Genomic DNA, 13494 nt, shown 5'->3' on the forward strand with positions numbered 1-13494 from the left:
GCCAAGGCGGAACGTCACACGTTCAGGCGCGCGCGCATTTCCTTGCCGGGTTTGAAATAGGGGACGCGCTTGGCATCCACTTCGACGGTCTCGCCGGTCCGCGGGTTGCGGCCGGTCCGGGCATCGCGTGCGCGGGTAGAGAAGGCGCCGAAGCCGCGTAGTTCGACGCGACCGTCCGCCTTCAACTGTTCGACGATGCTGTCGAAGAAAACGGTGACGATCCGTTCCACGTCGCGCGCGGAGAGGCCGGGGTTCTCGGCGACCAGGCGCTGTACGAGTTCAGATCGGATCATGTCGGCCTCATCATCCCACCAAGCATTGGCGGAAGCGGTCATTACGCAGGGGAACCGAACAGCTAATTCGGCAGGAGCCGAACTGCAACACAAGTTAAGGCATTTGCCGCGGCGGGAAGCAACTTCCCGCCGCGGCGCAATGCTTAGCGGCCTTCGCCGCGGGCCTTAAGGGCCTCGCCCAGGATGTCGCCCAGCGACGCGCCCGAGTCGGACGAGCCATACTGTGCAACCGCCTGCTTCTCTTCGGCGATCTGCATCGCCTTGACCGAGAAGGTCGGCTTCTTGGAGCGGTCGAAGCCCGACACCATCGCGTCGAACTTCTGGCCGACCTGGAAGCGCTCCGGACGCTGCTCGTCGCGGTCGCGGCCGAGGTCGGTGCGCTTGATGAAGCCGGTCGCGCCATCTTCACCAGCCTGCACTTCGAGGCCCGCGTCGCGGACTTCAAGCACGGTGACGGTGATGATCGCACCCTTGTTGAGACGGTCGCCCGTGGTGGCAACGCCCACCGCCGGCGCGCCGCGCTCGAGCTGCTTCATGCCGAGCGAGATACGCTCCTTGTCCGGCTCCACTGCGAGCACGACGGCCTGAACCATCTCGCCCTTGCGGTGCAGGTTGAGCGCGTCCTCGCCCGAGATGCCCCAGGCGATGTCCGACATGTGGACCATGCCGTCGACGTCACCGTCCAGGCCAACGAACAGGCCGAACTCGGTCGCGTTCTTGACTTCGCCCTCCACGGTCGAACCGACCGGGTGCTGCTCGGCGAAACGCTCCCACGGGTTCGCCTGGGCCTGCTTGAGGCCGAGCGAGATGCGGCGCTTTTCCTGATCGACCTCGAGGACGATGACTTCGACCTCCTGGCTGGTCGACACGATCTTGCCCGGGTGGACGTTCTTCTTGGTCCAGCTCATCTCGGACACGTGGACCAGGCCTTCGATGCCCGGCTCCAGCTCGACGAACGCACCATATTCGGTGATGTTGGTCACGCGGCCCGCCAGCTTCGCGCCGACCGGATACTTGACCGACGCGCCATCCCACGGATCGCTCTCAAGCTGCTTCATGCCGAGCGAGATGCGCTGCGTGTCGCGGTTGATGCGGATGATCTGCACGCGCACCGTGTCGCCGATGTTCAGCATCTCGGACGGGTGGCCGACGCGCTTGTAGCTGAGGTCGGTAACGTGCAGCAGGCCGTCGATGCCGCCCAGGTCGACGAACGCACCATAGTCGGTGATGTTCTTGACGACGCCGTCGATCACCTGGCCCTCGTGCAGCGACTGGATCAGGCCCGAACGCTGCTCGGCGCGGGTCTCTTCCAGCACCGCGCGGCGCGAGACGACGATGTTGCCGCGCTTGCGGTCCATCTTGAGGATCTGGAAAGGCTGCGGGATGTCCATCAGCGGCGTGACGTCGCGCACCGGACGGATATCGACCTGCGAGCCCGGCAGGAAGGCCACGGCGCCCGAGAGGTCGACCGTGAAGCCGCCCTTGACGCGGCCGAAGATGACACCCTCGACGCGAGCCGACTTGGCGAACTCGGTTTCCAGCTTGTCCCAGGCGGCTTCGCGACGGGCGCGGTCGCGGCTGAGCATCGCTTCGCCGTTCGCGTTCTCGACGCGGTCGACATAGACCTCGACTTCGTCGCCGACCTTCAGGTCCGCCTTCTGGCCCGGCGCTGCGAACTCGCGCAGCGGCACGCGGCCTTCCGACTTGAGGCCCACGTCGATGACGGCGAGGTCGTTCTCGATGCCGGTGACGGTCCCGATGACCACGCGGCCTTCGAAGCTGTCGGCCTGACCCAGGGTCTGGTCAAGCATCGCCGCGAAATCGTCGCGGCTCGGGTTTGCCAAAGAGGCCATTAGAGTTCCTGGTTCCTGTACGTTTTTCCGGCCGGCCGGTTGGTTCCGGCGGTCTTTGACCGGCGTCGCCGCGGCGGCCGAATGCCGGTCGCGGCATTCGTCGGACGCTTGCTGCAAAGGCCTGCAATTTCATGCGAAAAAGGGCGCGTGAGGAATCGCCTCCGCGCCGGCCCCGCGAGCAATCGCTCGTCGAACCCCGCACGCATAGCCCGAATGCAAGCAATTCGCAAGCTTGAGGGGGCGGCCGGACCGGTGCCCCCGATCAGGCGGCGACGCGTGCGTCCACCAGTTCCACCGCGCGCTGAACGGCGGCCTCGATCGACAGGAAACTGGTGTCGAGCGGGGCGGCGTCCGCGGCCATCATCATCGGCGCATTGGCACGCCCGGCATCCCGCTCGTCGCGTGCGCGAATGTCGGCCAGAACCTTGTCGTAGGTGACGGGCGAGCCCTGCTTCTGAAGCTCCAGGTGGCGACGGCGTGCTCGGATGGCAGGCGTCGCCTTCACGAACAGCTTGGCGTGGGCGTCAGGGGCGATCACCGTGCCGATGTCGCGACCGTCGAGGACGGCGCCGCCCGGTTGCGCCGCGAAGCGCCGCTGGCGTTGGAGCAGCGCGGCGCGCACCAGCGCATGCGCGGAGACGACCGACGCGATCTGGCCGACCTCGTCGCTCCGCAGCCACGGATCCTCAAGCAGCCGATCCTCAAAACCGCAGGCGGCGATCGCATCGGCTTCGCGCTCGGGCGTGAGCTTGTCGCGGAGCACGGTTGCGGCGACGGCACGATAGAGCAGCCCGGTGTCGAGATGGGGCAGGTTGTAGTGGCGGGAAAGCGCCCGGGCGATGGTGCCCTTACCCGACGCGGCGGGTCCGTCGACTGCAATGATCATGGGCGACCCCTTGCCGCAACCGGAGCGGTCGTCAAGCGGCCGGGCGCGGCGGGCCGCAGATCTGCCTCGCCTCGAAGCATCCGCCGTCGCTGGGCCGGCGGCAGGCGGCGGTTTTTGACAGCGCCCTTGCGCTATGGCAAGGCGCGCGCCACTTCTCGGGCACCAGTCCCGATACCCAAAATCCCACACCGAAAGGCAAGAGCGGCACATGGTGAAGCCGGAATGGGGCACGAAGCGGACGTGCCCGAAATGCGCGACGCGCTTCTATGACCTGGGCAAGGAAGATCCCGTCACCTGCATCGAATGCGGCGTGACCTGGAATCCGGAGCCGATCCTGAAGTCCAAGCAGCCGCTTCCCTTTGAAGCTGCCAAGCCCATCAGCGAGAAGGAGGCGGACAAGGACGCCGATCTCGGTGACGAGGATCTGGACATCGACGGTGAGGATGAGCCCTCGGCCGACGATGACGTCGATCTCGGCGGCGACGACGATCTGGGCGTGAACACCCAGGACGAAGACGAGGAAAACTGATCCTCGCGCTGGCTGCTGCCGGCGATTTTAAAAAAGGTGCGGCAAGCGTCGAAAAGACGCTTGCCAAACCAAAAGGGCCCGCTTAGAGGGCGCCTTCCCCGGACACGGGGTTCCCGGAGCCGCTTCGGAAACGAACGGCAAAAACGGCGTGGGGCCGTAGCTCAGCTGGGAGAGCGTCGCAATGGCATTGCGAAGGTCAGGGGTTCGATCCCCCTCGGCTCCACCATTCAAGCGCCGGATGCGCTGAAACCCGCCCTCAGGGCATTCTCTGCACGTCTCGGCCTCATCAGACCAGGTCTTGGCAATGCCGCACGAGACGGATGCGCCATCCGGCGTTCCTCGTGCACCCTCTATGCGTGCGATGCCGAACCTCGTTGTGTGAGAAGAGCGCCGGCTCAAGCAGTCGGCATCAGCTAAACGGATTCTGCACCGACCCCTGCCACCCGCCGACTGCAGGGTCGGTGCCGTCAGACCAAGTGCCGTCATCGCCTTTCCCTTGATCGGCTTCCCCTCGTCGCCCCCATGCCGGGATGTCTCGCGAGAGCGAGGCACCATGCGGTTCCGACCCGGGATCCCCGGCGAAGACCAACACGCAGTTCCGCAAGCCTTCGGCGAGTGAATTCTGGATCAGCCGCGCGACGCGGCGCCGCTCAGGTACGCGGATCGGGGCCTTGCGGGTTTGCCCGGATGGCCGCGCGTGCTCCCTCCTTCAGTATGTCGGCGAAGGGAGAAGCTCTATGATCTGTGCGCGTATAGCATTGGGCATTCTGGGACTGATACCGGCGGGCATTGCGCACGCGCAGGTCCACACCGCGACGGGCGAACTGGAGGTGAAGCTTCTCGTCACCTCCTCCTGCGAGGTGTCGGGCTCTTCCACCGGCGGCGTCGGTACGGCGGTGCTCGATTTCGGCAGCACGGACCTGCTGTTGGAAGCGATCGACGCCGATACCGGCACCACCGGCGTGCAGACGTTCGACGTTCTGTGCAATCCCGGCGTGGCCTACACCCTCGGGTTCGGTCCCGGACAGAATGCCACCGAGGTCGCCAACCGCGCGATGAGGCGGGACGGTGGCGACGAACTCGTCCGCTACCAGCTTTATACCACTGCCGCGCGGTCGGCCGTGCTCGTGAGCTACGCAGGGACGGGTACGGGCACGAAGATACCCGTCCAAGTCTTCGGCCGCGTGCCGGCCCAGACCGCTCCGGTTCCCGGAAACTATCGGGACGTCGTCACGGTAACCGTCACTTTCTAGCTCGGGGGCCATCATGCTTCGAACCGTCGCCGCCACGGCATTTTTCACCCTCCTGACACCCGCGCCTCTCCTTGCGCAAACGGCATTGCGCGTCACACCCTTGGCAGTTGATGTGACGGCGCCCGCACAGGCATCGTCGGTCACGCTTCAGAATACCGGGCGGGAGCCGATCTCCTTGCAAATCCGGATCTTCGACTGGTCGCAGGCCGGTGGCGAGGACAAGCTTGTGCCGACCACGGACGTGGTGGCGAGCCCACCGGCCGTCAGCATTCCCGCAGGAGCCGCCTATACGGTCCGCATCGCGCGGACCGGCAACACCGACGCTGCGGGCGAGAAGAGCTATCGCATGTGGGTCGACGAACTACCCCGGCCAACGCCCAGCCGCGCCGGCGGCGGGGAAGTCGACGTGCGGATTCGCTATGACCTTCCGGTCTTCTTCCATCCCGCGGGTGTCAGGACCGAACTCAGCTGGCGCGCGTATCGCACGGGCTCCGAACTGGTGATCGAGGCGACCAACCGCGGATCCCGTCATGCCCGCATCCAAGACCTGAAGCTCCAGACCGCAAAGGGCAACGTCAGCTTCGGCGAGGGCCTCGCGGGATACGTTCTGGCTGGATCAACGCGGCGATGGACCCAGCCCATCGCCAAGCTGCCATCAACCTCTGATGGAACTGCCACCGTTGTTGCCGGAGTCAGCGGGAGTGAAACGCGCCAGCCCGTCACGATCGCGACCCGATAGGCAGCGCTTCCGGCCGATATCCCTCTTAATTGCGACTTGCCTGTCGCTCGGCGTTGCAAGCAGCGCCTTGGGCCAGTCGCAACCATCGGCCGGCGACACTGTCCCGCTCGTGCTCGAGGTGCGGGTGAACGGCCTTCGGTCGGAATTGCTATGGCAGTTCGATCGTCTGGCGGACGGCAGCCTCGCTACCAGCGCCGAGCGGCTGCGGCTCCTGGGTTTCGATCTGGCGAGGTTGGGTGTCCCGCCTGATGCGTCGGTGGTCCGACTCGCTGACCTGCGGGGCGTCACCTATCACTACTCCGAAGCGACCCAATCGCTGGAAATCGACGCAAAGGACGATGCGCTGACGCCGGTGGTGCTCGATGCGGCGAACGCCCCGGAGCCGATCGATCTGGACAAGTTGGAGACGCATCTGGGTGCCGTACTGAACTACGGCCTGTTCATGGACGTCTCGCGTGAGGGCTATCACGCCAGCGGCCAATATGATGCGCGGCTGATGACGGGAGTCGGCGTATTCTCCAGCAACGGCTATGCGAACTACACAACCGCCGGCTCCTCCCGCTTCGAGCATGTCCGCCTCGACACCAGCTGGCGGTATGTCGATGCGAAACGGGTCATCGCGTTTGCGGCGGGCGACGTGATCAGCGACGGCGGCGATCTCGGTCAGATCTATCGACTAGGAGGCCTGCAAGTCCGCCGCGAGTTCGGAGAGCGTCCGGATATCGTGACGACCGCGCTTCCGATCCTGAGCGGAACCGCCGCCGTCCCTTCGATGGTGGATCTCTACGTAAACGGGCTCCGATACTACAACGGTCAGGTCGGGCGCGGACCCTTCGAGTTCCGTTCGCTCCCCAATCTCGGCAACGGTGCCACCGCCACAGTGGTCCTGACGGACGCCACCGGGCGCGAGACACGCATCGAGAAGCCGATTTTCTACGTGCCGGACCTGCTGCCCAGGGGCATGCTCGACTTCTCGCTCGAGGCGGGCTTCCCTCGCCTCAACTACGGCATCGACTCGTTTGATTACCTTGATGACGTGGCGGCGTCCGGTACACTCCGATACGGCGTCAACGACTGGCTGACGGCGGGCGCGCATGTCGAGGGCATGCACGATTTTCTGAACGGCAGCGCCGAGGTGATCGTACGGGTCGGCGGTCTCGGCTCCATACGGGCGAGGGGCGCTGCCAGTCATTTCAGGGAAGTCACCGACCATCGCTTCGCGATCGATGCGAGCGCGCGCATTTACGGCGTCAATCTCTACGCGGGCATAGATCGTGCGAAGACCGGGTATCGCGATCTCGTCGGGGTCACCAGCATCAAGGCCGATTTCGGCCCAATTGATACACTGCCCCGTCCCGTGCCCGTCGGCACGGAACCGGCACTCCAGTCTTTTTCCACCAAAACCGACAGGGCTGGCGCCAGCTTCAGCCTGTTCGATACCGGGTTCGCCCTCAACTACACGCGCATGAAGCTTCCGCAGCAGGATCTGAAGCTGATCAGCGGGTCTTTCTCACGGACGCTATTCGGCCGGCTTTCGGCGTGGGGGAACGCCTACAAGGATGTCGGCGACCGCTCGGATTATGGCGTGTTCTTCGGCTTCAGCCTGTCGTTCCAAAACCGTGTGTCGGCCACGACCAGCTTCTCGAAGACGCAATCGGGCTCCATGCTCACCATGCGCGCCAACCGGGCGACGGACGGCACGCCCGGCTCATGGGGATGGACCGTCTCGGACTCCGAAATCCTTTCCGGCCGCGGGACAGGGTATCGCGCAGCGACCGTGCGCTATCTCGGCCGCGCCGCGACCCTCGAAGGCGGCATCGAGCAACAGGGCAGCGTCGTGCGCCTGACCGGCTATGCGGAAGGGTCGGTGGTTGCGATGGGCGGCGGGGTCTTCCTCGCGCCGCGAATCGACGACGGCTTTGCGATCGTCCGTGGCGGGGGCGCGCGTACCCCAGTCCTCGCCAACAGGCGCGAGGTCGCACGCACAAACCAGTCGGGCAAGGCGCTGGTGCCGTACATCCCGGCCTACCAGCGCAGCACGATCGGCATCGATCCCGTAAACCTGCCGGTCGACCTCAGGCCCGCCCGTACCGAGGCGGTCGTGGTACCTGCGGATCGGGCAGGGGTGATCGTGGACTTCGGCGTCGCCCCGATCGCCGCAGCCGTCGTCACCCTCGTCGATACGGACGGCGCACCCCTTCCGGTCGGTGCGATCGCCACGCTCGAAGACGGGGAGCCCACCGTCATCGGATATGACGGCCAAGCGTATGTGGCGGGTCTGAAGGCCAGCAACCGCCTCACGGTGGAACTGGAGAATGGTGGGCAGTGCTCGGTGACCTTTGAGTACCGGCCCGTCTCCGGACAGCAGGTAAAGATAGGACCCTTGATATGCCGCTAGCCGATCCGGGTCCTGTCGTGCTGGATGCGAAGGGGAAGGTCCTTCTCCTGCTGCTGGTCTGCATGTCTGGGCTGATGCTGCTCCTTCTGCCGGAGCGTGCGCAGGCCAATGTGGTCTGCTCCGCAAACAGCGCCGGCCTGAATTTCGGCTCCGCACTGAGCGCCAGCGCAACCATTTCCTACAATTGCACCAACTACGATCCGACGCCCGTCACCTTCACGCTCTGCGCCGGTATCGGCAATCCCAGCTACCCGGGCACGGCAGACCAGCCGAAGCTGCTGAACGGCAACCAGACGGTCAATTTCAACCTGTACACGGATGCTGCCGGGGCGAATGTGTGGACCAAGAACAACCCCATCACGACGACGGTGACCATCGCCCCGAACGGCGCGAGCGTCTCCGGCGTTTTCCAGTTCTTCGGCAGGATACCTCCGGGACAGCAGGCACCCGTCGGCACCTATACTGCGGCCTTCTACAATACCGTTCTGGGCTTCATGCAGACAGGCGTGCCGACGTGCGAGCGGTCTGGACAGTCCGGCCTCTCAGGCATTGATTTTACCCTGAGCATCCAGGCGTCCATTGCCGACACCTGCAACCTGGGTACCATCGGGGCCGTCGACTTCGGCGCACAGCCGGGACTTTGGAACCGCGTCGATGCCACGGGATCGGTTCAGCTCAGTTGCCCCTCCGCCAGGGTATGGGCGCTGCGCTTCGACGGCGGACGCTATGCGTCGGGCGGCGACCGGCGGATGCGGAACGCGGCAGGGGACCATGTCGTCTATCGTCTGTACACCGACGCTGGCAGGAACAGCACACTGGGTATCGATGGAACGATCAACGGCGTCGGCACGAGCGCGGTGCAAAGCATTCCCGTCTATGGACGGATCGAGGCAGGGGCTCCGCCAGCGATCGGCAACTATTCGGATTTCGTCGTGGTGACCCTGAGCTTTTGAAGCGGGCGCCTGCGGCTAGAGCCGCAGGACTCCCAGCAGCATCAGGATCAGCACGGTGCCTAGCGCCGAGATCAGCAACGAGCGCAGGCAGCCGATCCTTGAAGAGAAGAGCAGGAACAAGGCCCTAGCCCTTCAGTTGCTCTGCCGCTGCGTCCAGAGCCGCGCGATCGTTGCCGATGCGGGCGATCAGATCGCGTGCCTGCTCCGCATGCAGGCCATGCTTGCGGGCGAAATACTCGACCTCATAGGGTTCTTCGGCCGCCACCGTCCGGCGATCGGCGCCGCCAACCTTGGTCTTGTCGTCTGCCATTTCCAGCCTCCTGATAGGTAGAACTGGAATCCGCGGCACTGCGGACTGGTTCCCGCGCACCGACCGAAGGAGCGTCAGTTGATCTCGATCCGCACCGTCTGCACTCCAGGCGCAACGGCGATGTCGACGACCTTGGCGCCGCCTTCCGACTTGATCACACTGACCTTGCCGTTGCGCTCCAGGTGCGCCTGCTTCACGCTTGCGGAGTCCGCCACACCTTCCTCGCGCAGCGCCTCGCTGAGGTCGCGGTCGGTCATATGGGCGGCACGGAGCATGTGCTCGTCGACGATGCCTTCGCGGATCAGGATCTCGTCGCGTCCTTTGATGAGATGCCCGAAGCCATGCCACCGCACCGCAACGGCCGAGACCAGCCAGTGCAGCGCGACCACGGCGGCGATGGCCGCAAGCGATGGCAGGATGGGCGCGTTGCCGGTGATCGCGCGGCTGGCGATCGATCCTATGACGATGCCGACGATTACGTCGAACGCGCTCGCCCGGCTGAGGAAGCGTTTCTTGCCGATGCGGACGATCGCGAGCGTGGCGACATAGAGGACGACTGCGCGGCAGGCCATCTGCCCGGCCGAAAGCGCCTGCGTCTCACGCCCGATGCCCAGCAACAGTTCTGCCAAGTCCACGTCGTCCCCTTTCCTGCTGCCAATCCGATCGCTTAACGCGGGAAGCGGGCCGCAGTGCGGGCCGGCAGGAAAATAGAAGGGCGACCGGGCTGTGGGCGAGCGGAGCTCCGGAGCAAGGTGTAAAGACCGTCGACCCGGATCGGCCCGATCACTCGTCCTTGCGCTCAGCCGTCCCCGCTACTCCGAGCTTTGCCGCGACGCGCTGAACTTCTTCGTCGGAAGGCGCGGCCGGAAGCGCTTCGCCGGGGGCAAGGGCTTCGTCGGGGATGCCGGGACTCGTCCCCGCGATGCTTTCGTCCCGCGCGCGTTCGTTCGGGCCGTTGCTGATCTTGCGCTCGTCCATTGGGAACCTCCGTGTGTATCTGGTCAACGCACAGGTGCCGCGGATTGCGCCATCGATGTCGCGGTTTTCAGGGTAGAGCGATCCTCGTCCGGCATCGCGAAACCTTTGATGCTGCCGCCCGTTCGGGGTTTTCCCAATCAGGAGACAGACAGTGAGCACAGGCGAACCTTCGCGCCGGGCGTTGCTTGGCGGGGCAGCGTTGGGTTTGGCGGCCACTGCCGCCCCCGGATTGGCCCAGGGCGCAGGCCCGGGTGCTGCGCCGGCTCCGCTGCGGGATCCGCGGAGCAAATATACGGCCGGGCCCTTTCCCGAACAGCGCCAGCCCTGGCCTGGCCTGCAGAGCAAGATGAGCCCGCGGCCGGATTGCGGGGAGACCAGCTACAAGGGCTCGGGCAAGCTCCTGGGTCGAAAGGCGCTGATCACCGGCGGCGACAGCGGCATCGGGCGTGCGGCAGCCATCGCCTATGCCCGGGAAGGTGCCGACGTCGCCATCAACTACCACCCGGACGAGGAGCCGGATGCCCGCGAGGTGGTCGCCCTCATCCGCGAGGCGGGCCGCAAGGCAGTGGCCATCCCCATGGACATTCGCGGCCTCGACAATTGCAGGCGCATCATCGCGCGCGCAGTGGAAGGGCTGGGCGGCCTCGACATCCTCGTCAACAATGCCGCCTACCAGCAAAGCAAGGCGGACATCTCGGATATCAGCGACGAGCAGATGGTCCGGACGTTCGAGACCAACATCTTTGCGACCTTCCGCCTCAGCAAGAGCGCCATCCCGCACCTGAAGCCGGGTGCCGTGATCATCAACACGGGCTCGGTGAACAGCTATGATCCGGGCGAGGAATTGCTCGACTATGCCTCGACCAAGGGCGCGATCCTGATCTTCACCAAGGGGCTCGCCAAGCAGCTCGCCAAGAAGGGGATCCGCGTCAATATGGTGGCGCCGGGTCCGTTCTGGACGCCGCTGCAAGTCGCCGGCGGGCAACTGCCCGGCAAGCTCGGCGAGTTCGGCAAGGACACGCCTCTGGGACGCGCCGGCCAACCGGCGGAACTGGCGGCGCATTACGTGCTTCTCGCCTCCGACGATTCGAGCTTCACCACCGGTGGCGTGGTCGGGGCGAATGGCGGGAAGGGGAACCCCTGACGTCGCCAAGCCGGCCGCGAGCGCGGGAACTCCTCTGGTTCCCGCGGCTTGAGCCGGCATGACCGATAACGAATGGATCGCCGCGGGTTGGACGAGCCGGCAGGTGCGGGCGAACGGCATCGAGTTGCATGTCGTGGAGGCCGGACCGGGAGACGGGCAGCCGCTTATCCTGCTGCACGGGTTCCCGGAATTCTGGTGGGCCTGGCGCAAGCAGATCCAACCCTTGGCCGATGCCGGCTTCCGGGTGATCGTCCCGGATTTGCGGGGCTATAATCTAAGCGAGGCGCCGCAGGGTCTCGCCTCCTACGATCTCGACGTGCTGGCAGCCGATGTGGTTGCCCTGGCCGAGGCTCTCCACGTGCCGCGTTTCAACCTCGTCGGCCACGACTGGGGCGGGGTGATCGCCTGGTGGGTCGCGGCTCGCCACGCCGGCCATGTCGAGAAGCTGGTGATCCTCGACGCGCCGCATCCGGACGTATGGGGAGCGCAGGCGCTCAAGCACCCGACCCAGGCGCTGCGGAGCAGCTATGCCATGTTCTTCCAGCTTCCGTGGCTGCCGGAAGCCGTGTTCGGAAGCTTCGACTTTGCAGGTTTGCGCACGATGATGGAGGGCTCGGCCGCTCCCGGCGCGTTCGAAGCGGGAGCGCTCGACCGCTACATGCAGGCCTGGCAGCGGCCGGGGCGGTTTACCGCCATGCTGAACTATTATCGCGCGCTTCGGCATCGGAGGTCCGGCGGATCGGCGCGGATCGCGGTGCCCACGCGGATCCTGTGGGGCGGAAAGGACAGCTTCCTGGAGCCGCATGTCGCACGCGCGAGCCTGGGGCAGTGTGAGCAGGGTGACCTGGAGATCCTGGAGGATGCGACCCACTGGCTGCATCTCGAGCAACCCGAGCGGGTGACGGCGCGGATCCTCGACCACCTCCAATCTTGAACCCGCCGTGATGACCGGCTGGCGGGGCGGGATAGAAGCGCCCCCGGGATCGTTCGGACGTCACAAGCTTGGATAGTGGGGCTGATGGCATGCGCTTTTCGGGACAGGTGGCGTTGGTAACCGGCGCGGGCTCGGGCATCGGCAAGGCCGTTGCCCTGCGTATGGCGGAAGAAGGCTGCGCAGTCGGGGTGCTGACCCACACCGCCGAGGATGCCGAACAGGTTGCCCGCCAGATTGCGGATGCAGGCGGTCGCGCCCTGCCGCTCGTCGCGGATGTCTCCGCCGAGGACCAGGTGAAGGCTGCGGTCGCCGATCTCGTGCGCGCCTATGGGCGGCTCGATCATGTGTTCGCGAACGCGGGCATCAACGGCGTCTGGGCGCCGATCGACGAACTCGGGCCCGACGAGTGGGACCGGACCATCAACACCAATCTGCGGGGCACCTATCTCACGCTCCACTATGCCGTGCCGCACCTGAAGCATGCGGGTGCCGGCGCCATCGTCATCACGGCATCGGTGAACGGCACCCGGATATTCTCGAACGCCGGCGCGACAGCCTACAGCTGCACCAAGGCGGCGCAGGTCGTGATGGCGAAGATGCTCGCGCTGGAACTTGCCAAGTTCCGGATCCGCGTGAACGTGATCTGCCCGGGGCAGATCGAAACCGACATCGAGGAGAGCACGACGCACCGCGACGCGGCGGTGGCGGGCGAACCGGTCGAATATCCGGAAGGGAAGATCCCGCTGACCGATGGGGAGCCTGGCACGTCCGACGAAGTGGCGGACCTCGTCCTTTTCCTGCTTTCGGATCAGGCACGGCACATCAGCGGCACACCGGTCTGGATCGACGGAGCGGAATCGCTGCTCGTCGGGTGAGAGAACTGGTGGACGATTTGCAGCCCCGCTGGCTCGTCGAGCTCTTCCTGCCGACCACGTCCAATGAAGGCGCCCCCTTCGCACGCGAGATGTTCGACCGGGTACGCGATGAGCTTCTGCAGGCGTTCGGTGGCGTCACCCTGTTCAGCCGGAGTCCGGCCGAGGGGCTTTGGGCGGAGGGGCGCGACGACGGCACCGCCCGTGATCGGATGATCACGGCAGAGGTCATGGTCGATGACGTGGACCGGGACTGGTGGGCGCGGTACCGGCGCGATCTGGAAGCCCGGTTTTCGCAGGAAGAGATACTGATCCGCTGCTATCGCATATGGACGCTCTAGGAGCGGGTAGC

General features: G+C 65.6%; 15 protein-coding genes and 1 tRNA gene. 10 read left to right on the forward strand and 6 right to left on the reverse strand.

What is annotated here, in order from left to right; translation table 11 throughout:
- Positions 1-14: 14 nt before the first annotated feature.
- The 3 genes from ihfB to EDF69_RS07755 all read right to left on the reverse strand — a co-directional run bounded on the left by ihfB (position 15) and on the right by EDF69_RS07755 (position 3032).
- On the reverse strand, positions 15-293 hold the full coding sequence (gene ihfB / locus EDF69_RS07745) for an integration host factor subunit beta (RefSeq protein ID WP_132882687.1): 279 nt from the start codon (positions 291-293) through the stop codon (positions 15-17).
- 143 nt (positions 294-436) lie between these two features.
- Positions 437-2146, reverse strand: a complete 1710-nt coding sequence (gene rpsA / locus EDF69_RS07750; RefSeq protein ID WP_125962415.1) for a 30S ribosomal protein S1 — start codon at positions 2144-2146, stop codon at positions 437-439.
- Positions 2147-2408: 262 nt separating this feature from the next.
- A complete protein-coding gene (locus EDF69_RS07755) occupies positions 2409-3032 on the reverse strand; it encodes a (d)CMP kinase (RefSeq protein WP_125962414.1) in 624 nt (207 codons plus the stop codon).
- A 208-nt stretch (positions 3033-3240) separates the two neighbouring features.
- Here EDF69_RS07755 and EDF69_RS07760 point away from each other — a divergent pair, with 208 nt between their 5' ends.
- The 6 genes from EDF69_RS07760 (at position 3241) to EDF69_RS07785 (ending at position 8904) form a co-directional block, all read left to right on the forward strand.
- The gene (locus tag EDF69_RS07760) at positions 3241-3561 is read left to right on the forward strand and encodes an FYDLN acid domain-containing protein (protein WP_125962413.1); all 321 of its coding nucleotides are present in this window, start codon (positions 3241-3243) and stop codon (positions 3559-3561) included.
- A gap of 150 nt (positions 3562-3711) precedes the next feature.
- Positions 3712-3787: transfer RNA gene (locus EDF69_RS07765), tRNA-Ala, on the forward strand.
- A gap of 511 nt (positions 3788-4298) precedes the next feature.
- The gene (locus EDF69_RS07770; protein ID WP_165889987.1) at positions 4299-4814 is read left to right on the forward strand and encodes a Csu type fimbrial protein; all 516 of its coding nucleotides are present in this window, start codon (positions 4299-4301) and stop codon (positions 4812-4814) included.
- A 100-nt stretch (positions 4815-4914) separates the two neighbouring features.
- Positions 4915-5553, forward strand: a complete 639-nt coding sequence (locus EDF69_RS07775; RefSeq protein ID WP_165889988.1) for a fimbrial biogenesis chaperone — start codon at positions 4915-4917, stop codon at positions 5551-5553.
- Positions 5554-5662: 109 nt separating this feature from the next.
- Positions 5663-7951, forward strand: a complete 2289-nt coding sequence (locus EDF69_RS07780) for a fimbria/pilus outer membrane usher protein (protein ID WP_204991335.1) — start codon at positions 5663-5665, stop codon at positions 7949-7951.
- Positions 7942-8904, forward strand: coding sequence for a Csu type fimbrial protein (locus EDF69_RS07785; RefSeq protein WP_132882691.1), 963 nt, complete (start codon positions 7942-7944; stop codon positions 8902-8904). The genes EDF69_RS07780 and EDF69_RS07785 overlap by 10 nt, the downstream gene beginning before the upstream one ends.
- 124 nt (positions 8905-9028) lie before the next feature.
- Here the strand turns inward: EDF69_RS07785 and EDF69_RS07790 are convergent, their stop codons facing one another.
- From EDF69_RS07790 to EDF69_RS07800, 3 genes are all read right to left on the reverse strand, one after another.
- Positions 9029-9214, reverse strand: a complete 186-nt coding sequence (locus tag EDF69_RS07790; protein ID WP_132882692.1) for a DUF3606 domain-containing protein — start codon at positions 9212-9214, stop codon at positions 9029-9031.
- A gap of 74 nt (positions 9215-9288) precedes the next feature.
- A complete protein-coding gene (locus EDF69_RS07795; RefSeq protein WP_132882693.1) occupies positions 9289-9849 on the reverse strand; it encodes a YetF domain-containing protein in 561 nt (186 codons plus the stop codon).
- A 148-nt stretch (positions 9850-9997) separates the two neighbouring features.
- Positions 9998-10192 (reverse strand): hypothetical protein, encoded by a 195-nt coding sequence (locus EDF69_RS07800; RefSeq protein ID WP_132882694.1) that lies wholly within the window; start codon positions 10190-10192, stop codon positions 9998-10000.
- A 346-nt stretch (positions 10193-10538) separates the two neighbouring features.
- Between EDF69_RS07800 and EDF69_RS07805 the strand changes: the two genes are divergently transcribed.
- The 4 genes from EDF69_RS07805 (at position 10539) to EDF69_RS07820 (ending at position 13483) form a co-directional block, all read left to right on the forward strand.
- Positions 10539-11336, forward strand: coding sequence for an SDR family oxidoreductase (locus EDF69_RS07805; RefSeq protein WP_274611205.1), 798 nt, complete (start codon positions 10539-10541; stop codon positions 11334-11336).
- Between the two features lie 58 nt (positions 11337-11394).
- Positions 11395-12270 (forward strand): alpha/beta fold hydrolase, encoded by an 876-nt coding sequence (locus EDF69_RS07810; RefSeq protein ID WP_132882696.1) that lies wholly within the window; start codon positions 11395-11397, stop codon positions 12268-12270.
- Between the two features lie 89 nt (positions 12271-12359).
- Entirely contained in the window at positions 12360-13145 is a 786-nt protein-coding gene (locus EDF69_RS07815; RefSeq protein WP_132882697.1) for an SDR family oxidoreductase, read from the forward strand.
- A gap of 8 nt (positions 13146-13153) precedes the next feature.
- On the forward strand, positions 13154-13483 hold the full coding sequence (locus EDF69_RS07820; protein ID WP_204991336.1) for a hypothetical protein: 330 nt from the start codon (positions 13154-13156) through the stop codon (positions 13481-13483).
- The last annotated feature ends 11 nt before the right edge of the window (positions 13484-13494 follow it).

It is taken from the genome of Sphingomonas sp. JUb134 (genome assembly GCF_004341505.2).
Taxonomy (GTDB): domain Bacteria; phylum Pseudomonadota; class Alphaproteobacteria; order Sphingomonadales; family Sphingomonadaceae; genus Sphingomonas.

What these genes read in the sequence shown, in the direction of transcription:
- EDF69_RS07810 (WP_132882696.1), top strand. Translation starts at nt 11,395, where the DNA reads ATGACCGATAACGAATGGATCGCCGCGGGTTGGACGAGCCGGCAGGTG.
- EDF69_RS07785 (WP_132882691.1), top strand. Translation starts at nt 7,942, where the DNA reads ATGCCGCTAGCCGATCCGGGTCCTGTCGTGCTGGATGCGAAGGGGAAG.
- EDF69_RS07790 (WP_132882692.1), bottom strand. Translation starts at nt 9,214, where the DNA reads ATGGCAGACGACAAGACCAAGGTTGGCGGCGCCGATCGCCGGACGGTG.
- EDF69_RS07800 (WP_132882694.1), bottom strand. Translation starts at nt 10,192, where the DNA reads ATGGACGAGCGCAAGATCAGCAACGGCCCGAACGAACGCGCGCGGGAC.
- EDF69_RS07815 (WP_132882697.1), top strand. Translation starts at nt 12,360, where the DNA reads ATGCGCTTTTCGGGACAGGTGGCGTTGGTAACCGGCGCGGGCTCGGGC.
- EDF69_RS07755 (WP_125962414.1), bottom strand. Translation starts at nt 3,032, where the DNA reads ATGATCATTGCAGTCGACGGACCCGCCGCGTCGGGTAAGGGCACCATC.
- ihfB (WP_132882687.1), bottom strand. Translation starts at nt 293, where the DNA reads ATGATCCGATCTGAACTCGTACAGCGCCTGGTCGCCGAGAACCCCGGC.
- EDF69_RS07770 (WP_165889987.1), top strand. Translation starts at nt 4,299, where the DNA reads ATGATCTGTGCGCGTATAGCATTGGGCATTCTGGGACTGATACCGGCG.
- EDF69_RS07805 (WP_274611205.1), top strand. Translation starts at nt 10,539, where the DNA reads ATGAGCCCGCGGCCGGATTGCGGGGAGACCAGCTACAAGGGCTCGGGC.
- EDF69_RS07760 (WP_125962413.1), top strand. Translation starts at nt 3,241, where the DNA reads ATGGTGAAGCCGGAATGGGGCACGAAGCGGACGTGCCCGAAATGCGCG.
- rpsA (WP_125962415.1), bottom strand. Translation starts at nt 2,146, where the DNA reads ATGGCCTCTTTGGCAAACCCGAGCCGCGACGATTTCGCGGCGATGCTT.